This window comes from Rhodohalobacter barkolensis (genome assembly GCF_002834295.1).
Classification (GTDB): Bacteria; Bacteroidota; Rhodothermia; order Balneolales; family Balneolaceae; genus Rhodohalobacter; species Rhodohalobacter barkolensis.
In genome coordinates this window covers 814320-834407 of record NZ_PISP01000001.1, presented here as the reverse complement: position 1 = coordinate 834407, position 20088 = coordinate 814320, and the positions used below count along the sequence as shown (strand labels likewise).

The 20088-nt window shown below is 39.1% G+C and carries 20 protein-coding genes; 6 read left to right on the top strand and 14 right to left on the bottom strand.

Going from position 1 to position 20088, the window contains the following annotated elements; genetic code table 11:
- Positions 1–48: 48 nt before the first annotated feature.
- Positions 49–2337, top strand: coding sequence for an efflux RND transporter permease subunit (locus CWD77_RS03400; RefSeq protein WP_101071815.1), 2289 nt, complete (start codon positions 49–51; stop codon positions 2335–2337).
- Here CWD77_RS03400 and tmk read toward each other — a convergent pair.
- The 5 genes from tmk to CWD77_RS03375 form a co-directional block, all read right to left on the bottom strand.
- Positions 2334–2936 carry a dTMP kinase gene (tmk, locus tag CWD77_RS03395; RefSeq protein WP_101071814.1) on the bottom strand — a complete coding sequence of 201 codons (603 nt, stop codon included), beginning with the start codon at positions 2934–2936 and terminating at the stop codon, positions 2334–2336. The two genes, CWD77_RS03400 and tmk, sit on opposite strands and share 4 nt — an antisense overlap.
- A 17-nt stretch (positions 2937–2953) precedes the next feature.
- A complete protein-coding gene (locus CWD77_RS15650; RefSeq protein WP_240596625.1) occupies positions 2954–3616 on the bottom strand; it encodes a PspC domain-containing protein in 663 nt (220 codons plus the stop codon).
- A 112-nt stretch (positions 3617–3728) separates the two neighbouring features.
- Entirely contained in the window at positions 3729–4307 is a 579-nt protein-coding gene (locus CWD77_RS03385; protein ID WP_101071813.1) for a 5-formyltetrahydrofolate cyclo-ligase, read from the bottom strand.
- Complete coding sequence (gene bshC, locus CWD77_RS03380; RefSeq protein WP_101071812.1) at positions 4304–5920, bottom strand: bacillithiol biosynthesis cysteine-adding enzyme BshC; 1617 nt, start codon at positions 5918–5920, stop codon at positions 4304–4306. The genes CWD77_RS03385 and bshC overlap by 4 nt, the downstream gene beginning before the upstream one ends.
- Before the next feature lies 1 nt (position 5921).
- Positions 5922–6500, bottom strand: coding sequence for a bifunctional nuclease family protein (locus CWD77_RS03375; RefSeq protein ID WP_206017935.1), 579 nt, complete (start codon positions 6498–6500; stop codon positions 5922–5924).
- Between the two features lie 121 nt (positions 6501–6621).
- Between CWD77_RS03375 and CWD77_RS03370 the strand changes: the two genes are divergently transcribed.
- The 5 genes from CWD77_RS03370 to CWD77_RS03350 all read left to right on the top strand — a co-directional run bounded on the left by CWD77_RS03370 (position 6622) and on the right by CWD77_RS03350 (position 10642).
- Positions 6622–7068 (top strand): hypothetical protein, encoded by a 447-nt coding sequence (locus tag CWD77_RS03370; protein WP_101071810.1) that lies wholly within the window; start codon positions 6622–6624, stop codon positions 7066–7068.
- Complete coding sequence (locus tag CWD77_RS03365) at positions 7065–7286, top strand: translation initiation factor (RefSeq protein WP_101071809.1); 222 nt, start codon at positions 7065–7067, stop codon at positions 7284–7286. The genes CWD77_RS03370 and CWD77_RS03365 overlap by 4 nt, the downstream gene beginning before the upstream one ends.
- A 97-nt stretch (positions 7287–7383) precedes the next feature.
- Positions 7384–7761, top strand: a complete 378-nt coding sequence (locus CWD77_RS03360) for a response regulator (protein ID WP_101071808.1) — start codon at positions 7384–7386, stop codon at positions 7759–7761.
- A gap of 59 nt (positions 7762–7820) precedes the next feature.
- Positions 7821–10022 (top strand): patatin-like phospholipase family protein, encoded by a 2202-nt coding sequence (locus CWD77_RS03355; protein ID WP_101071807.1) that lies wholly within the window; start codon positions 7821–7823, stop codon positions 10020–10022.
- Positions 10019–10642, top strand: a complete 624-nt coding sequence (locus CWD77_RS03350; protein WP_101071806.1) for a tetratricopeptide repeat protein — start codon at positions 10019–10021, stop codon at positions 10640–10642. Before CWD77_RS03355 ends, CWD77_RS03350 begins: the two co-directional genes overlap by 4 nt.
- On the opposite strand, the gene CWD77_RS03345 is transcribed toward CWD77_RS03350, so the two are convergent.
- From CWD77_RS03345 to gatB, 9 genes are all read right to left on the bottom strand, one after another.
- A complete protein-coding gene (locus CWD77_RS03345; protein WP_101071805.1) occupies positions 10639–10938 on the bottom strand; it encodes a hypothetical protein in 300 nt (99 codons plus the stop codon). The genes CWD77_RS03350 and CWD77_RS03345 overlap by 4 nt on opposite strands.
- Positions 10939–10988: 50 nt before the next feature.
- Positions 10989–11597: a sigma-70 family RNA polymerase sigma factor gene (locus tag CWD77_RS03340; protein ID WP_206017934.1), complete on the bottom strand. Its 609-nt coding sequence runs from the start codon at positions 11595–11597 to the stop codon at positions 10989–10991.
- Positions 11598–11655: 58 nt separating this feature from the next.
- Entirely contained in the window at positions 11656–12708 is a 1053-nt protein-coding gene (gene holA / locus CWD77_RS03335; protein WP_101071803.1) for a DNA polymerase III subunit delta, read from the bottom strand.
- A gap of 88 nt (positions 12709–12796) precedes the next feature.
- Complete coding sequence (locus CWD77_RS03330; protein ID WP_101071802.1) at positions 12797–13879, bottom strand: aldehyde dehydrogenase family protein; 1083 nt, start codon at positions 13877–13879, stop codon at positions 12797–12799.
- Positions 13876–14877, bottom strand: coding sequence for a LuxE/PaaK family acyltransferase (locus tag CWD77_RS03325; protein WP_101071801.1), 1002 nt, complete (start codon positions 14875–14877; stop codon positions 13876–13878). The genes CWD77_RS03330 and CWD77_RS03325 overlap by 4 nt, the downstream gene beginning before the upstream one ends.
- A gap of 120 nt (positions 14878–14997) precedes the next feature.
- A complete protein-coding gene (gene purD / locus CWD77_RS03320; protein WP_101071800.1) occupies positions 14998–16290 on the bottom strand; it encodes a phosphoribosylamine--glycine ligase in 1293 nt (430 codons plus the stop codon).
- A complete protein-coding gene (gene tpiA, locus CWD77_RS03315; RefSeq protein WP_101071799.1) occupies positions 16290–17060 on the bottom strand; it encodes a triose-phosphate isomerase in 771 nt (256 codons plus the stop codon). The genes purD and tpiA overlap by 1 nt, the downstream gene beginning before the upstream one ends.
- Positions 17061–17068: 8 nt before the next feature.
- Complete coding sequence (locus CWD77_RS03310; protein WP_101071798.1) at positions 17069–18427, bottom strand: TlpA family protein disulfide reductase; 1359 nt, start codon at positions 18425–18427, stop codon at positions 17069–17071.
- Between the two features lie 49 nt (positions 18428–18476).
- The gene (gatB, locus tag CWD77_RS03305; RefSeq protein WP_101071797.1) at positions 18477–19925 is read right to left on the bottom strand and encodes an Asp-tRNA(Asn)/Glu-tRNA(Gln) amidotransferase subunit GatB; all 1449 of its coding nucleotides are present in this window, start codon (positions 19923–19925) and stop codon (positions 18477–18479) included.
- Positions 19926–20088 lie beyond the last annotated feature (163 nt).

The window sequence follows — 20088 nt, the reverse complement described above, 5'->3', positions numbered from 1 at the left end:
GAAAGTCAGTACAAAAAATTATTCATCAATTTAATCGGATATCCATTTTTGAAGCGTTTCGGAGAAATTATACTTGCTCACCCAAAATCTGTTTTATTTGGGCTTACAGTTATTCTATTCATATCCATATTCCCGGCTTCGAATATTAGAACAGATTTTAATCTGGAAGGATTTTATCCTGAAGATGATCCGGTTATAGCAGATTATGAAAAACTTGAAGAAGAATTTGGGAGAGACGACAATTCTATCATCATCGGTTTTCAGTCTGATTCACTCTTCTCTGGTAAAGTTCTTACCGATTTGAATAATATTACTGAGCAATTTCGGGAAATTGATTATTTGAACGAAGTGATATCAATTTTAGATGCTCAAGAGATCAAAAGTATTGAAGGTGATCTATCTTTTGATCCCTACTTTGATTTAACTGAATTTCCGCAAAATGATGACTTCTCTGAGATAAGAAAAAATATTACACAGGACCCTTTTCTTACCGGAACTTTAATTAATGAGACCGGTAATGCCACGGCTATTGTACTGAGAATCAATGAGGAAGAGAATACCTTTTTCAACAGAAATGATATCATTGGATCCGTAAATGAAGTACTAGCTGATTATCGATCCGATTATGAATTTCATATCTCCGGTATTCCCTACTTTCGTAATCAGTATGTAAATTTACTGAATGGCGAAATTGTAATGTACATAGCAATATCATCTATTTTGATCATACTGCTTCTTTGGTACATCTACAGAACCATCTGGGGAGTACTATTTCCGATGGTGATTGTTTGGTCAACACTCCTTTTGACCGTGGCTATAATTCAACTTACCGGTGGGTATTTAGAGATTATGAGCAGTACCATTGCACCCATTCTCCTGTGTGTTGGTGTGGCTGATGCAATCCATATGATATCTAAATACGATGATGCCAGGGAGTCCGGTTTTTCCAAGCATAATTCCATTATTGAAATGCTCATGACACTGGGCAGCGCCACTTTTTTAACCAGTGTGACCACGGCAATTGGCTTTGCCACATTAATGACCAGTACGGTGATGCCAATGCGCAGATTTGGAATATACACGGCTCTAGGAGTATTGTTGGCCTATGTAATTACTATTTTCTTTTTACCCGTGATACTATCCCGCCTTAAAAGTAAACGGATATTTGACGAGAAAACGGGTTCCTTCTACCCTTTACTGCAGAAATGGCTTTACAAAATTTCGAGCTTGAACAGATTGAATTACAGGAAAGTTGTTGTTTTTGGACTACTCACTACGATTTTATTTTCTATTGGGATCACAAAAATTGATGTGAATGGAAAGGTGTTTGACGATGTAAGTGATGATACTGAATTGATGCAGGATAGTTATTTTTTCACGGATAATATTGCACCTCAATTTCCTATGGAGTTTCTCATTAATACCGGAGAACCTGAAGGGGTAATTTCTTCTGACCTTCTTAAAAGAGTGGCACAATTTGAAGAGAAACTGCTCGAATACCCTGAAATTCACAAAGTTGCGGGACTACACACACTTATTAAAGAAGTACATCGTGTTTTATCAGAGAAAGAAAGAGAACCCGGCATAGAACTCTCGCTACCGGATTCAGACAGTGCAATTGCGCAGTATATTCTATTGATGGAAATTAATGAGGCTGACGAGCTCTACAACCTGGTCGATTTTGATTATCGAAAGCTCAGAATAACGGCTCAAACTGAAGATGCGGGGTCCAAACGAATTAACGAGATTCGGGATGAGTTTAGAAGTGAAATGGAAACGCTCTTTCCAAATGAAGAAGTTACAGTGACTGGCACAACTATATTGAGCGCTGATCTGACTGATAAGATTGTATACTCCTTAGCCTGGAGTATACTTCTGGCCGTATTAGCTATAACGATTATCATGGCAATGCTATTCAAGAGTTTTAAAATGGCTTTGATTGCATTGGTTCCTAACTTAATTCCTCTCATTATCGTTGGAGGTGTGATGGGTTTTGCAGGCGTGGATATTAAGCCGTCCACTGCGGTTATTTTTACAATCGCACTAGGAATTGCCGTAGACGATTCAATACACTACCTGGCACGATTCAGAATTGAATATTTAAGAAGAAAGGCGATGTTTCCGTCTTTAACTGCAACAACAGTGCGCACAGGTAGAGCTATAGTCGTTACCAGCCTAATCTTAGTTGCAGGTTTTGGAACACTCATCACAAGTGCTTTTACGTCTACCGCAATGATGGGTATATTGGTTTGTACAACGATCGTAGGGGCACTTTTGGCCGATCTTTTTGTACTTCCCTCCCTCTTCTACTGGTTAAAACCTAAACTAAAAATTTAGTTTAATTTCTTTTTAACTCTTTTCAGGATTTGCTGATGTATCATTTCAGGTGACTGGGTCGCGTCAATGATTTCAAATCTCTCCTGTTTTGATAGTTCATCATAGCCATCACAAACATCTTTGAAAAAATCATCTCCTGCTCTCTCCATTCTATCTTTCTCGCCACCATCTGTACGTTTAGATGCCGTTTCAGGATCAATTCGAAGATAGAATGTAATATCAGGAACCGTTTGATGTGTAGCTAAACTGTTTAAGGTTTCAATTTGTGACAGTTCAGCTGATTTACGTCCATATCCTTGATATGCAGTTGTGGAGTCATAAAAGCGATCCAATATGACGATTTCACCCTTTTTTAATCGAGGAGATATTTCTTCTGATACTAATTGCGATCGTGCAGCAGAGAAAAGCAGCAGTTCTGTAACAGAATTCATTTCATCCGTTTCGTGCAGTAGCAGATTTCTGATTTTTTCAGAAATTTCAGTCCCACCCGGCTCTCTGAATACAGAAAAAGGAGTGTTAATTTTTTTGAAATACGTTTTTAGGAGTTCGATTTGAGTGGATTTTCCGCAACCGTCAATTCCTTCAAATGATATAAGCACGACTGATTTAAATGAGTTTAGTTAAAATCGTCCATCAAACTGATGGGTTCCTTTGGCATAACAATAGACATTGCAATATAAGCAAGTAATGCAGTTCCTGAACTCATAAAAAATGCGACTAAAAACAAGATTCGAACTACTGTAGAGTTCATCCCTAAATATTTTGCTAATCCACCACAAACTCCTGCAATTTTTGAATCCGTTCTGGATTTCATCAATTTATTCTCACCACTGTAGGAATAAACTGTGTTTTGAGAATACTTGGTTCTCCTTTTACCACTCGACCTCTCCTTTTCTGAGTAGAGAAACTGATCAAGCTTATCATAAGTCTCTTTCATTTGTTCTTCTTCATCGGCTTTTTTCTCTTTCTTTTTATCACCCGATTTCTTGAACATGGTAAGCAAGGTGATCCCTAAAAGAGCTCCACCTATATATGGCATAAATTGAATGAGGCCACCAATAAATGGAAGTGAACCTAACCCGAGAATTTCTGTTGCTACAGAGTGACCAATATATGCGAACGCAGTGAATACCATCGCCAAACCAGCTATAGTCCGAATATTCCAAATACTTGGAGTCGGTTTTTTTTCATTCTCTTCTAAAAAATCCTGTAGCGTATTTTGCAACTCTTTTTCAGATACCTGAACCGAAGCGTCTGTATATGAAGTTTTGGTACTCATACTATTAAGTTTTAAGTGGTTTCATTTTATCAACGCTACGAATTCAACATTCACATGTTTCAATCAAAATTTTCAAACTCTACTTATTGCAGAATGAATGTCCACTGTTAAATTAGACAATCGTTTGATTTTCTGTAATCAAAAGATCTAATGCAACGTCAAATGGTCCTGTTGGAAGTTTTTTTGTAGAAAGCTGCTTTTCAAATAGTAATCCTATTTTTGTACCAGAAACTGATTTTAAAAACCGATCGTAATATCCCTTTCCATAGCCAATCCTGTTTTTCTCTAAATCACCTGCAACCATTGGCACAAATATAACATCAGGGTTGCAGCTCTCAGCGGGTGTTTGATCTATAGGTTCAGGAACACCCCAGCTATTTTTTTCGAAAGAGTTTATTGAGCCAATCTCGCAGTGAATGAGTTTTGCATCTTTCTGCATAACCGGTACGAGCACCTTTTTCCCAGCCTCTAAACTGTACTCAATCAAATGAAAAGTATCCACTTCATTTCTCTCTTCCATGGATGCATAAATATGTATTGTTTCTGCGCTCTTAAACTGCTCCAGCTCTATAACAGACTCAAAAATCCTTTGGTTAGCTTTATTTTTGTCCTGGTCAGAAATATTAGAGCGTACCTGAAGAAAATGTTTTCTGACAGCTTTTTTTTGACTCTTCAGCTCGGTAGAACTCATAGATGAATTAACTTATGGGTATCAGGTTTTTCATTCTGCAATGAATCAAATAGATCGTCTATAAGACCTAATCCATATTTATTCAAGTAGTAGATAAATGCAATTTCACGTTCTTGGAGATTACCGTCGGGGTATAAATTAGACTGAATTTTCGCAATTCGATCAAGCTGCGTTTTTTCTTGCTGCTTTAACGATTTATACAACTTTCCTTTCAGCTTGTCCAGTTCTGTAAAATAGGTAGCACTTGCTTTACCGGCGGTATTTTTTAAAGTCGGATCAATATCACCGATTATCTCTTTTTTCTCATCTGTGATGGTATCTATACGATCTTTCCAATCACCGAATAACGCTTCAAGATCAGGCTGATCAGTCTGGTTAATAAAGTCGGACTCTAAATCTTCAATACGTGCATTATAATCACTTACGGAAAACGGGAGTTTATCCAATACTCTATCAACTCCGGATTCAATAACAGTACCGCTAAATCTTGGTGCAATGACTGGCATTTTCTGATCAAATATCGGATAAATGCTTTTCATCTGGGCATAATAAGCGATTTCACCAGGTCCCCCAACATAGCATAATACAGGCAAGAAATGATCCTGTAAAATGGGTCTTAAAAATACGTTGGGTGAGAATTTATTCGGTTCTTCGTTTATTTGGTTCATCAACTCTTTAGAACTCCAGCGGTGATCCCCTTCTTCTGTGAACCAGATTTCATCATCGAATTGTATCTTTAGTCTCTGGTTATTCTCATCGATAAAGAAAAGATTACTCTTATTCAGATGAACCTGATTGTGATAACCAGCTTTAGACAGCTTGTTGGTTGTAACAGTAAGGCGATCATAAATATCATCTGCTTTTTCGATACTACGGATCATACTGCTTTTGGTCAGTTCTTTAACAGAATCAGAGTTACTCCCGGCTAAAACAAGTCCATACTTTCCGAAAAGTTTTGATAAAAGAATCCCAAATGATTCTAAAACCGTATTTTCTTTCTTGTACGATGAGTTGAGCAGATTCCACAAATCCTCACTGAAATCTGTATCAAATAGTGTTTCAGACAAACAAGATTTTAAATCTTCAACTACTTCTTCCAGGCTGTATTCTCCTACCCTTCTTCCTGTATCAGAAAATTCAACAGCACACTTTTTAAGAATGTCTCGGTCAAATAAACCAATTTCTGAAATTTCTTCAGCATCATGATCTTCATCTGCAAGCCAGAAAACAGGTACAACCGGACGGTTTAGAATATTTTCATATTGTTTTGCTAAAATAATGGCTGTCAGTGTCTTGTAAATCGTATACAAGGGCCCGCCATAGAGCACCATCTGCTGACCTGTTACGACTGTAAGAGCAGTTTCATCACGTAGCTGCTCAATATTTTTGAGAGTTTCTGGAGAGACAGTAAAATTCGAATTAAACTCTTTCAGTTCATCTACAAGCTGTTCCCGGTTACCGCTGAACCTGATCTGCTTTGCAAGTTCTTTTATCTGATCCGGATCAAATGGAGAGGATTCAAAAAAGTTGGTAATTTTCTTATCTTGATTGATGTAATCTCGAAAAAGTGAAGTAAACGGCAAATCAGAGAATGGTAATGATTTCAGATCCACTTCAGCCCTTTAATTTTTGAATTTGATCACGAATCTTGGCGGCTTTTTCGTAATTCTCAGTCTCTATAGCAGTCTGCAACTCACTTTCCAGCTCTTCCATACGAGTCATTTCAGTTTTCCCGGCTTCCTGCTCACTTTTAACTCCCTTGCCTTTCCCCTTCGAAGATTTTGAAGCGGAGCTCTCTTCCGACAATATTCCGGCTTCATCCAAAACAGTGGTATTTACAAAAATAGGAGCACCAAAACGAATAGCTAATGCGATGGCATCACTTGGCCGGGCATCTAATTCTATAGGTTCTGATTCATCATTCTGACAAAGGATTTGGGCGAAAAAAGTTCCTTCACTCAGATCATTAATCACAACTTTCTCAACTTTTGAACTAAAACTCTCTACAACACTTTTAAGTAGATCGTGAGTCATGGGACGAGGAGGCTTGATGCTCTCTAACTCTAAAGCAATTGCTTGTGCCTCAAATGTTCCGATGATAATTGGTAATCTTCTGTTGCCTTCCGTCTCGGTCAAAATCAGAGCATAAGCTCCGCCACTGCTTGGGCTGGTAGACAATCCTAATATGTCCATTTTAACTGTCTGCAAATCTTTCTCCTTAAATTTTATAAAACCTTACCTTTCTTAAAGGTAACTAATTATTTTTTTCACTTAAACAGTAACTTCTCAACTGTTCATTAATCATAAACACGTTTTGCTTTTAAACATTCCACTAAAAAAACACATCTGGAAAGTTGCAGGGATTGGAATGGGAGTTGTTTTCTCAATACTGATCATTCACATTATGCAGTTTATTAACCATGCACTTTATCCGGTTGAGAGCGAAGATTTAATAAAGGGATCATCAGCCTACGTTCAGTTTATCAATAGTAACCCTATCTTTTTAGTGGGAATATTGTTCAGTAATGCTACCGCAAGTTTTACAGGAGGAGCCATAGCGCGCCTCACTCATTCTAAAGTATCTGTTGTTGCAGCAGGCTGGGTAGGAGCTGTTTTGTTGATATTAGATCTGAGCAATCTAATTATGGTTGATTACCCCCTGTGGTTTTGGTTATTTTCAATTATCATATATATCCCATCAGCATGGCTGGGGGCATTTGCAATAACTCATTTTCAATCTAACATAATCACTGACCCTTGAAAGTAGACATCAAAGAGAAACGAAATCCCAAAACAGGCAATCAAATGACGGTTGTCTCAGGTGTAAATCACAATCCTCAGCACATTGAAAAACTAGCTAAAAAGCTCAAAAGCAGCTGCGGTGCCGGTGGTCATGTAGAGGGGAAAACGATTGTTATTCAAGGTTCACATACCGACAAAGTCAAAAAGATCCTATCGAAGGAAGGTTTTACATTTTAAATGTAAGTTTTTAATCTGATTAACTAATATTTATTCCATAAACTACAGGAAGTTTTTTACATTAAGCTGTACCTGAAAATCTTAAACTACTGGCGACTTGGAAAAGGATACTAAGAAAATTCTTCTTGTAGAAGATGACGGCGTTCAACAGGTTATTATGGAGCGTTTTATCAACAAACTTGGCCATACTGTTCTGGCAACTGTTTCGGAAGGTGTTGCAGCTGTTGAATCTGCCTTAAAACTTAAGGGAGTAGACCTGATTATCATGGATATTAAATTGGGTGACGAACTGGATGGAATAGATGCGATGAAAGAGATTCGGAAAAAGTCGGATGTGAAAGTAATCTATATTACCGGTAACACTGATGAAATTACCAAAAATCGTGCTTCAGAAACTAAACACGAAGCTTTTATTCCGAAACCAATTACACCCGAAAATCTTGAGCGAGCCATTTCAGAAGCTTTTAAAACATAAATGCTTCCGTAACGTAACACCTGAATGAATCGATTTTCTTTAATTCAGGTTTTAACTATATGAAGAAATCAACTACTTGCACACTTACCTTACTGTTTCTTTTTACAATATTCTCTCCTCAGGTTAAATCTGCTACATTTCAAACCGATCTTAAACCATTACAGAACGACTCACTCCGAGTTGGGCTGGTACTTTCGGGCGGTGGTGCAAAAGGTGTAGCACACATTGGAATTCTTAAAGCACTGGAAGAAGCAGAAGTTCAAATTGACTACATAACAGGAACCAGCATGGGTAGTCTGATTGGAGGACTGTATGCCATCGGGTACAGTGCAGATCAGCTGATTGAGTTAAGCAGAACAAGCAATTTTATGGAGCTCTTTACAGAAAATCCCAATCGAAGATATATTTCCAATTACGAGAAAGGATTTGATGAGAGAACCATAGTAAGTATACCCATCAGTGAAAGCGGATTGTCGCTTCCTTCAGGAATTATAACCGGTCAAAATATATACTCCTATCTATCAAGGTTGGCCTGGGTTGCGCACAGCACCGAAGATTTCAATGATTTCCCGATTCCATACGCTGCAGTTGCCACAGATATTGAAACCGGAGAAGCTGTAGTCTTTCGATCCGGATATTTGCCTGATGCCATCCGGGCAAGTATTTCTATTCCTTCAGCCATGGCCCCTCACGAAATTGATGGAAAATATTATATAGATGGAGGTCTGGCTCGTAATCTGCCCGTACAGGACGCTATTGATATGGGAGCTAACTACATCATTGCTGTTGATGTCTCTACCCCTCTCGTTCCAATTGACAGTCTTAGAACATTGACTGAGATCATGAACCAATCGGTTCAGTACAGAATTAATGAACGAGTGGTTCCAGAGAGAAAGAAAGCCGATGTGGTTATTACTATGCCAAAAATTGAACGTTACTCCATAGCGGATTTCAATTTAATGGAAACGTTTCTTCAAATAGGTATGGAAGCAGGCCGGGAATATATCGAAGATTTTAAAGAAATTTCTGAACTACAAGTAGGCCCTTATTCTCCAAGAGAAACGATGGACGCCCCATCTCCACTTCCAATTCAGAATGTTATCATTAAGGGAAATACACTGTTTGATGACGATTTCATAATGCGAAAGCTTCAGTTTGAACCCGGTGCAAAATTAAGCCCTCAAATGATTGATGATAAGATCAGTCGTCTGTATAGCTCTCAATATATCGAGCAGGTTACATATCGAGTTCGGCCGGATTCATCATACTATTACAATCTTCATATCAATATTAGAGAGAGCCAAAGGGACGATTTTAAAGTAGGTTTGCGATACGAATCCAGAACTAAGGCATCTATTCTCTTTGAAGCGTCATTTCAGGATCTATTGCATGATGGGTCCATCAACCGACTGGAGGCCAGACTGGGTGATCAACTTATGTTTGGAGGAGATTATATCTACTACGGAGCCTTAGGCTCCCGATTTGCTGCCTTAACTTCACTTCAGTATCACTCAGAAAATGTAGATTGGTTTGTAAATGGCTCAAGAGCGTCGAGATTTAAGAATCACATTCTTCGGGGTGAAATATCTTTCGGTAATTACTTCAGTACCCAACACCTTTTTGCATTGGGTGTTCGTAAAGACTTTACATTTCACAGTGATGAAATAAACCGGGAACTGATTACTCCACAAAATGAAGGGTATCATGCTCTTTTTGCAAAGTATCGCTATGACTTTTTAGACCGAAAATCATACCCGTCAAGCGGACATAAAGTTGTTGCCCAATTTTTCCACAGTGATCCAATGATTTTCAGTCCACTACAATTTTCTTCCGCAAATCTATATTGGGAAGGTTTTTACAAAATTACTGACTTCTTTTCCCTTCGAAACACTTTAATGGCGGGCTATACCTACGGTAATGAACTGCCCTGGGGATATTGGAACACCCCGAACAGATATTACGAAGATATAGGATATTTGAATTTTGGTGGGATAGACCGATATCAGGTTTCCACCAAACATGTTCAATTGGTATCAATTGGGTGGCAGGCCGAACCATTTTATCATCGATTTATTAATTTAGATTTATATGCCGGAAGGTTTCAGGACGAATGGAGTTTAAATCCGGTTAATAGTGATATTGATTATGGGGCTTCCTTATCTTTAGGAGGGTTAACCATTGTAGGACCTATAAAGGCAATTTTATCTACGGGGTCAATCAACTCATTTAAAGCCGAATTACAAATTGGATATCAGTTTTGAAAAACGAAGCAGACGTAAGACATCAAATAGAACTTATTAAAAAAGAACTCCATAACAGTCCTGATAACGCGCGATTAATACATGATTTAGGTGTAGGCCACTATCTTCTGGGTGAGTACGAAGAGGCGATCCATTATTTGGAAAAATCCCTTGATCTTGCTCCGGATACGGTTGCATTTCTGTTTAATTTAGCCAATGCATATCACGAAAACGGTCAACCGGATATGGCGGTAGATATCTACTTAAGAGCACTTGATATCAATCCGAACCATATCCCTTCACTAAATAATCTGGCTGATTGTTACGAAGCACTGGGCAAATTTGATGAGGCACACGAGCTGTTTCACTATTTAACCCGTTTGAATAATGAGAATGCCCTTTCTCATTTCAATTTAGGTAATTTCTTTTTGCGGCAGAATCAGCACATTGAGGCTGCTAAATGTTATGAAAAAGCTATAAAAAAAGATTGGAATTTTACAGATGCCTATCACAACATCGCCTGGATATTACATCAGGCAAAGGCAAATCAGGAAGCAATGGAGTACATCCAAAAGGGACTCAAAATTGATCCCGAGCATGAAGAGATTTTGGAATTAAAAGAAAAAATTGACGCAATTTAGATTGCTGTCAGCTTCGTCTCTCCTATTCGTTTAGCGTTTTGCTCTTTGGCTTCTTTTTGGAGTTCGATAGCAAATCGTGATGCCATTTTTTGATCAAAACGGTCGCTGGTTGAAACTTTAGGCATAGAACCTAAGGCCATTCGAATTCTCTTGCTGCCAATCGCTTCTCTTCTAACAATTTCAGACCGATCCATTAGCTCTTTAAACGATGAAAGTTCGGCCCGTGATAAACTGTTATCACTGAAATCGAGAATAAATTCGGTAAGTATAGTGCTTTGTTCAGGCTTGGAAAGCATAAGGAGTATAAATTTCTATTTGGTGTTCAGAAATTCATACTCCTATTTTTTTAAATTGTTTCCGACTTCACATAACTGCCGATAATTTCCTGTAGTTGTTGTCTTCCACGATTAATCCTGGATTTTACAGTACCCATTGCAGTGTCTGTAATTTCTGCAATTTCTTCGTAAGTAAGCTGCTGTATATCACGCAGGATAACCGCTTCACGGAAATCGTCATTAAGTTCCTGGAGTGCTCTTTCTAGCTCCTGTACACTTAATTTAAGATGAAGTTCTTCATCCTGGAGAATTACAGTATCTGTAATCTGCATTTCCCGGTCATCAGGATCTGATTCATCGGCATGAATAGAAACCAAGCTCATTCGCTGTTTCTTCTTGTACATGCTTTTGGCAAGGTTTAGCGCGATGGTATACATCCATGTAGAAAGTTTTGCAATTCTTTCGTACGACATTCGGCTGCGATAAACTCGTAAAAAGGTCTCCTGTACCAAATCTTCACAATCTTCGTGATTGTGTGTGTATCGATATAAAAAGTTATGAAGTCTGTCTTTGTATCTCTGAACGATGATATCGAACGCCTCAACTACGCCTGATTGTAGTTGTTCCATTACATCTTCATCGGACATATTTCTGAGTTCGGATACTGTAGAAACTTTCATGGTATTACCCCTTTTAGGTTGCTTGTTTACCGCAACACCGGGCTAATACATTTACAACTTAGCCGATGATGCGCTTAAGCAGAAGGAGAAATATCGATGAGGTATCCAATGTGCCGAAGCCTTTTGCAGCCCGATCTGCATCGAGCAAGGCTTCAAATATCCGGGGCATCTCTGCCAGCCTGAACTGCGAGGCTTCTCTCCACTGAGCATTAAAAATATAGTTACTTTTAATTCCCAGTTCGGACTGAACCTGATCTTTAGAAAGACCTTTTTCAGTTAGCCTGCATATTTGCCAGATATTACAAAACACAATGTAAAAGAACCCCAACGTTTTGATTACTTCTCCAACGCTGTAGTTATTGTGTTGCAATATCTGTTCCGATATGCCAAGGGCCTGGTTCAAATTCCGGTTAACGACCGCATTTTTAAGCTCTATGACGTTGTAATCGCGATATGAGCCGGAAATTTTTTTTATATGCTCTATTTCAATGCGTTCGCCGGTGTCCACAAAAGTACACACTTTTTCCAATTCAGTGGACAGTAGCTTTAAATCCGGGCCGGCCATTTGAGCCAGTACTTGTGCAGCAGCAGGATTTATCTCTCTCTTGTGAATATTTTTGGTCCAGTCGGATATCCAGTCTGGCAACTGATAGTCCGGGACCGCTTCAAACTTATACTCTGATACTTTGTCGTTATTATTTAGTTCCTTACCTAGTCCTGTTCGTTTATCCGGGAATCTTGAGTCTATCAAACATAGCACGCAGGTTGGATTTGGCTGCTTGATGTAGGAAATAAATTCATTCAGTGAACCATCCTCAGCTTTTTCACCAAGCTTAATGAAGTCTCTTACAATGACTACCCTTCGTTCAGCCATCATCGGGTAACTGCGGGCAATACTGAGAACTTTCGAGGGATTTGATTCTGAACCGTAAATCAGATCAAAATTAAAATCTTTCTGGTCGTCAGGAACAAATTTCTCTATTTCTTCCTGGAGCAAATCTTTAAAAAAATCTTCTTCACCATACAGATAGTAAATGGGCTTGATATTTTTTTGCCCTTTTATTTCCCGGAAAGCCTCTTTAAATAGATCTATACTGCTCTTTTTAGCCAAAAGTAAACTCTGTTTTTGAGTGGATTTATCTCATTATTTGATGTTTCAAGGTATGAAAAACAGATCTTAAAATAAGACAGAAATCCTATCAGCCCACATTTTTGAATAGCCACTCCACGGTATCAACTCCATCCGGTTTCCACCAGATATCAGGTGTTTGGGCATTGGCTAGCATATCCGTTTCCGGGGGCTCTGAATGACCAAAATATTTTGGAATTTCACCTGATTGAGTATAAACCGTTTGAAGACCCGTTCTAAATTGCTGAATAATTTCAGCAAGAGTTTGTTCATCCCCTTCAATCCATTGAAGAACAAATTTATCAGTGTGAAGGGAAAGTCTCTCTTCAATAAGAAAATCATTCAACCAAGACTGTTCGATACCTAATGCCTTATTGGTTGCGTATCGATAAAAAAGAGAGTTGCTTGGCTTTTGATGCTGAGGATTTTTCAACCAGAATGATTCTATATAATCTGTAAAATGACATTTTTGACTTTTAAAACTGAAGGGCGCCACCACAATTGCAACGGAACGGCATCCGGTTCCTCCATATCTGAAAACCGCTTCAGTAAGATCCTCCATCGTCTTCTTAGAATAATCTTCGATAAAAGCTATGGAGAAATGAGCGGTTCTCATCAACCTGGGAGTTTTTTGGTTAGCTATACCAAAGTTTGACAGACTTGAAATTACGGGTTCTACGGAATCTTCTGATCCGGCAAATAGTACAGCATCGGCCCGATTACCGGTTAAATCACTCAAAGTAGTAGACCACTTCCTTACTCCCCCAATATTCTTTTGATCCAGTTTTTCGATCAATGTCGGGAGCAAATAGGGATCTTTTTTAGATAATTTTCCAATATAATTTGCTCCGGTAAGAGTAACAGCAAGAAGATCCTGCAGGCCAACCAACGGTAAATTACCTGCATGCAGGCATACGATATTTTTAGAACTCAAGGGCCAATCACTAAAATCTGTATTCTTTGTCCACTTAATTAGATTCTCTTCCGTAAGCGAATTTTTCAGGTGCCGTATTTGATGTTTGATATCCTCTATTCCAAATAATCCCTCCTCCACAGTTCTTTCAATGGCTCTCTTCAAGGTTTGATTGTCAGCCTGTAACCAATCATCAATTGCTGAAGATATTTGAGCAATATGTTCATTCAGGCTATTCATGTTTCACTGTCAATCAAAAAATTACACCCTCTCATTTCTGCTTTTCGCCATCTTCCCATTACCTTAAATCTCCCTTGGTCATCCATCATACCCATATCATCCGTTTGTATAAACGAACATGAATAGAGATTTGCGAGATCGATGATTCCCAGTTTCCCGGGCTCATAAGGTTCGCAAATTCTCGATGGGTCATTTGCATCACGTACAGTAACACGCATCCACTCAGGCGTTTCAAACCATTCTCCGCCTATGGCATAACACTGACTGAGCAATTCACACATTCCATATTCAGAATGTATCCGGCTCGGTGGAACTTGAAATCCATCAGATAGCAGTTCTCTTAACTCGGATTTATGTATCTCCCTTCTATGCGTCTTCATTCCACCTGTTTCAATGATGTGGGCACCTTCGGGAAGAGGATCCGAACCGGATTCTATCAGATCTAAAAGTCCGAATGCAGCACCAAAGAGTACTACTTTTCGGTTTGATTGAATCAGTTTCTCAAGCTGTTCTTTTTTAAGTGGTTGATCCAAAGGTATAAAATGGCTTAAACCGGACGAATCTTGCTCAACAAGATGATTTAGCATCCAAATTAATGATGAATGTGGATTCTCTGAATAACCGGGAGTATAGCATACAACGGAAGTCTGATCTTTTGGAAAAAAGTTGTAGAATTGGTTTTCAATAGCCTTTTCATAAACAGATCGGTTTTTTATAAAATGTCTGCTATGAGTCATACTGCTTGTTCCGCTACTCATAAAGAGAAGTTCTTCCTCGCCCTGAAAGCTTTTTATATCCGCCTCTTTAAAGACCCTGATCGGGATGAGTGGAAGTTCATCTATAGAAATGGGTGATGATAAATCTCGGGAGAAACCAAAAACCTCATTAAACCTGGAATAGACAGGATTATTTTCAAGCTGATAGTTAAATACTTTTATCACTCTTTCAGGAAAAGCAATTGAAGAATCAAAAATAAGGTGATGGAGAGATTGACTCATCAGGTATCCGTATTGATCAAATCATTCCACTTTCTATAGACATGTTCTATTTCATTTGAGCGCATACTACGTTCTACAGGATCATAAATTACAAATCCGTGACGGTAAGGGAATATTATTTTATGAAATACGCTTCAGACCTTTATGACCAATATCTTTTCGAAAGTAACAACCTTCGAAGTGAATTTTTTCAACATTCTTATAGGCATGACTGATGGCTTTGTCTAAGGTATTCCCTTTTCCAACAACGCTGAGTACCCGTCCACCGTTTGTTACTAAACTATCGCTATCCAATTTAGTACCGGCCTGGAATACTATCGCATCATCATCGATTGATTCAATCCCGGTTATTTCTTTTCCTTTGGGATATGAGCCCGGGTAACCATCACTGGCCAAAACAACTCCGCACCGATAATCCCCATCCAACTGAATTGAGATTTCATCCAGACGCTGTTCCGTGGTAGCAATCATCAGCGTTAAAAGATCGTTCTCCAAAGGTGGTAAAATGACCTGACATTCAGGGTCACCAAAACGACAATTGTATTCAACTACTTTTGGCCCGGATTCAGTAATCATCAAACCGATGTAAAGTATACCGTGATAGGCGGCCTCTTCGAGTTGCATACCGGTAATGGTACGTTCAATAATTTCATTTTTTACTTTATCGAGGATTTCATCAGTCAAAACCGGTGCCGGTGAGTATGCTCCCATCCCGCCTGTATTTAAACCGGTATCGCCTTCACCAATTCGTTTGTGATCTTGTGCATTATGCAGAATATGCGAAGTGTGTCCATCAGCAATCACAAATACAGAGGCTTCTTCACCTTCCATAAACTCTTCTACAACAAGTTTACTTGCAGCATCCTGTAAATTCTTGTCGTTTTTAAGAGTATCTAATCTTTTAATGACTTCTTCTTCGCTATCACAAATAAATACTCCCTTCCCTGCAGCCAGTCCGTCTGCTTTCAGAACAATCGGGTAGCTTTCTTTCGACTGGACAAATTTTAATGCATCATCAAATTCATCAGATGAGAAAACTGCATAATCTGCCGTAGGAACTTCATACTTCACCATAAACTCTTTGGCAAATTGCTTGCTGCCTTCGAGCAGAGCGGCAGCTTTTGTTGGTCCAAAAACAGGCACCCCTTCTTTTTCCAGGTAATCTACGATTCCGTTAACCAGCGGAGCCTCCGGTCCAACGGCAACCAGATCGATGGAATGATCTTTACAGAAATCAACGACAGAAGCGAAATCATTTGAATTTAGATTTACATTCATACCGAGCTCTGCTGTACCCGGATTGCCCGGTGCAATGTAGAGTGTACCAAGATTTGGAGACTGATTCAGTTTCCAGGCAATGGCATGCTCTCTGCCACCACTGCCTATCAGTAATACATTATAGTTGGTGTCCATTATTTAGATATTTGATCTGCAATGGTCATAATTTCACTGAAACTATCTGCTTTTAAACTTGCACCACCGATTAATCCACCATCAACATCTGATTGTGATAGCAATTCTTCAGCATTCCCCGGTTTCATACTTCCGCCGTAGAGAATACGGACTTTATCCGCTGTTTCGGCATTCCATTCAGAAGCAATAAATGTTCGGATGAATTCGTGCATATCCTGAGCTTGTTGTGGAGATGCTGTTTCGCCGGTGCCAATGGCCCAAACCGGCTCATAAGCGACAACAAAATTTTCGGCGTGAGATTTATCAACCTGATCGAGAACAACTTTAAGCTGATTTTTCACGATGGTTTGATGGTTGTTGGCTTTACGATCCTCCAGTTTTTCACCCACACAGAGAATAGGTCTCATGTTATCATCCAACACCTTAAGGACTTTCTTTGCAATAAAATCATCCGTTTCGTTGAAATATTCACGGCGTTCGGAGTGACCCAGTATCACATAGCTACAAGTCAACTCTTTCAACATAGAGGTGCTGATTTCACCGGTATAGGCACCGTTATCTTCGTTAGAAACATTTTGAGCACCTGTTTTAAAGAAAGAGTCTCTGAAACTCTTCACAACAAACGGAAGTGATACATAAGGTGGACAAATCAAAGCCTCTTGGGAAAACTCTTTCCCTTTCCAAATTTCGACCATTTTATCAGCTAATACCTTAGCTTCTGTTGGCCCTGCATTCATTTTCCAGTTACCTGCTATAAGTATTTTACGCATGATATTATTTAGTTTCTTGAAGTTATGTTTTGAAGTCCTCTTACCACTTCCTGATACTCTTCGCCAATATATCGGCGAATAATTTCTCCGTCGGCATTCACTAAAAACCGTGTAGGAACCCGACTTATATTAAATCGTTCGATTAATTCTTCTGCATCAAATGAGTTTGGCTGTACCAAGTCCCAAAGCATATCCCTCTCATCAAAAAATGCTTGCAGCATCACCGGGTTTGTAGCCACCGGCACTGTTATGATATCCAAACCAAAGTTGCTATAAATCTGATAGATAGCAACCGTTCGATCAAATTGCCGCTGATATAATGGATTGTCGAAGCGGGTAAACTCAATAATAAAAGGTGATCCTGACATACTTTCGCTTGAAACTGAATCTCCATTTACGGTTACAAAAGAGAAGTCAGGAAATTGTGAACCGGGAGCCAGAAACTCAATATCATAGCCAATATTTTCTGCCCACTCCATAGCCAGTGTTACATCAGAAAAACTTTCTCTAAATTGATCTAGTTGAGTAGACGCCTCTGTAGTTCTGGAACTGTCGTATAGCAACTCAATTTTATCCATCTGAATCGTCATCTTATCATTTCGATGTTGAGATAAGTTTTCAACCCTGTTCAAAAATGATATCGCCCGATCTAATCCTTCGGTTTCTGCGTAATAGTCAACCATTACTGATCGCCCATTCGAACGCAGCTTATTCTGACTGCTTATCAACTCTTCTGCTCGTTCTACCATCAGGGAGTCATTCCATCCGCTTAATATGGAAACAGACATATTCCCTGCTAAATCTGAAGCAAAAGTGCTTTCGTTCTCTTCATACATTTGCCAGTATAGATCACTCCAATTTTGAAGTTCAATGTATACACTATCCTCAGAAATGGCACCTGCATTGATATATTGAGCAACACGATTAAAGTTGCGTTCTATTCGCTCGTAAGTTTTAAAGGCATCATTCTCCTCAGAAGAGATTTCAGCCGTTTGGTTCACGTTGGGCAACTGCGCATTGATGGATACGGAGTCACCGTCTGCAAAAACTACATTGAGTATACCAAAGGTATTTTGATTTCTGGAGACAATCACCGGATACAAATCCCGATTTTCGAATTTAGCCGTTCCGGAAAAATTTCCATCTTCATCTGTTTCGGCATAAAAAAGAGTATCTCTGGCTTCTCCATCCGATTGTTGAAAAGAAACCAGGAGTTGAATTTCGCTGTTGTCATTGGATTGATCCAGATTTTCATCTACGGTTATATTACCGCTAATATGAGTTTCCATCATATCTGAATCAGAACGCGAACAACTAAACGTCAAAAAAGCTGCAAAAATAGTTAAATAAGCTGCTTTAAAGTTCATTTATGTTAATTTTAAGATGATAATTTTGTAAGAAATGATACCCCTGTATCTACCCTTCAAGCTTTTCAGCTATACGTTCCCGGACCTGTTTCGGGTTCGCTTTTCCTTTGGATTGTTTCATAACCTGACCTATAAAGAAACCAATCAATGCTTTTTTTCCACCTCTATACTTTGCCACTTCATCAGGGTTATTAGCAATAACTTCATCAATGATTGGGTCAATAAATCCCGAATCTGAAACCTGAACCAAGTTCATCTCTTTAGCCAGTTCCTCCGCAGTTTTATCAGAATCCAGCATTGCATTAAAAATCTCCTGCATGGCGGATGAGTTGACCTTGTCGTCTAATTTCATTTGGATTAATTCTGAAAGACGAGCTTCTGTAATTGTAAAGTCCCTGATGGTAATACTTTTATCATTTAAAACTCGGAGCACTTCAGTAAGAATTAAATTAGCAACGGCTTTTGGCTCATGCAGTTCATTTAATGTATTTTCGTAATAGTCTGCCAGTTGACGTGTTTCTGTCAGTGTGTAGGCAGCATCTTCAGAAAGATCGAATTCATCAATGAACCTTCGGTAACGAACACTTGGTAACTCCGGAAGGTCAGAACGAATGTCGTCCAAAAGCTCATCCGTTACAACCACAGGCGGTAAATCCGGCTCAGGGAAATATCGATAGTCATGTGCTTCTTCTTTACTTCTCATCTTGCGGGTCTCCAGCTTATTGGCGTCCCATAAAAGTGTTTGCTGTACGACTTCACCACCCGATTCAATAAGCTCAATCTGTCGTTCAATTTCGAAAGCAATCGCTCTTTCCACATTGCGAAAAGAGTTCATATTTTTCAGCTCTGTACGGGTTCCAAACTTCTCCCTGCCTCTTGGCCTCACTGATACGTTTGCATCACAGCGTAAACTCCCTTCTTCCATATTACCGTCACAAATTTCCAAATACTGAACAATTTGTTTGATTTTGGAGAGATAAGAATACGCTTCTTGTGGGGTTCGAAGATCGGGTTCCGATACGATTTCAATCAATGGTGTCCCTGCCCTGTTCAGATCGACCAATGTATGATAGGGATCCTGGTCATGGATGGATTTACCGGCATCCTCCTCCATATGAATTCGGGTAATGCCGATGGTTTTATCGTAATCTTCCAATTCGATATCAATATGACCATCATAGCAGATCGGAGTATCGTACTGAGAGATTTGATATCCTTTTGGCAAATCCGGATAAAAATAATTTTTTCTGGCAAATATCGACCTTTCTGCCACTTTACAACTTGTTGCCAAACCCATTTTGATAATGAAGCGGACCAGGTTTTCATTTAAAACCGGTAGTGTACCCGGATGCCCAAGACATAGTGGCGTAACTTGAGTATTTGGGGCTGAACCATATTCGGCTGAAACTGCCGCAAAAGCTTTACTATTTGTTAAGAGCTGGGCGTGTACTTCCAACCCGATAACTGCTTCGTACTTCTCGTTTAAAATCGTTGACATTTGAATGATTAAAGTTACAGGAACTCTTTTGCCATGAAGATATGAAAGTATACAGACAATGTAACAAGGAATTCTCATCCTAAAAATTCATTTACGTTCGTTAATTGAAAAAGAAAAACACTCCTTTAAAAGGCTGTAAACCTTATTCAATTAGATTAATTTT

Bases quoted from the DNA above. Each gene is read 5' to 3' on its own strand.
- CWD77_RS15650 (WP_240596625.1), bottom strand. From the start codon at position 3,616: ATGAGTACCAAAACTTCATATACAGACGCTTCGGTTCAGGTATCTGAA.
- CWD77_RS03385 (WP_101071813.1), bottom strand. From the start codon at position 4,307: ATGAGTTCTACCGAGCTGAAGAGTCAAAAAAAAGCTGTCAGAAAACAT.
- CWD77_RS03375 (WP_206017935.1), bottom strand. From the start codon at position 6,500: ATGGACATATTAGGATTGTCTACCAGCCCAAGCAGTGGCGGAGCTTAT.
- CWD77_RS03355 (WP_101071807.1), top strand. From the start codon at position 7,821: ATGAAGAAATCAACTACTTGCACACTTACCTTACTGTTTCTTTTTACA.
- CWD77_RS03345 (WP_101071805.1), bottom strand. From the start codon at position 10,938: ATGCTTTCCAAGCCTGAACAAAGCACTATACTTACCGAATTTATTCTC.
- CWD77_RS03340 (WP_206017934.1), bottom strand. From the start codon at position 11,597: ATGAAAGTTTCTACAGTATCCGAACTCAGAAATATGTCCGATGAAGAT.
- CWD77_RS03330 (WP_101071802.1), bottom strand. From the start codon at position 13,879: ATGAATAGCCTGAATGAACATATTGCTCAAATATCTTCAGCAATTGAT.
- CWD77_RS03325 (WP_101071801.1), bottom strand. From the start codon at position 14,877: ATGAGTCAATCTCTCCATCACCTTATTTTTGATTCTTCAATTGCTTTT.
- purD (WP_101071800.1), bottom strand. From the start codon at position 16,290: ATGGACACCAACTATAATGTATTACTGATAGGCAGTGGTGGCAGAGAG.
- tpiA (WP_101071799.1), bottom strand. From the start codon at position 17,060: ATGCGTAAAATACTTATAGCAGGTAACTGGAAAATGAATGCAGGGCCA.
- CWD77_RS03310 (WP_101071798.1), bottom strand. From the start codon at position 18,427: ATGAACTTTAAAGCAGCTTATTTAACTATTTTTGCAGCTTTTTTGACG.
- gatB (WP_101071797.1), bottom strand. From the start codon at position 19,925: ATGTCAACGATTTTAAACGAGAAGTACGAAGCAGTTATCGGGTTGGAA.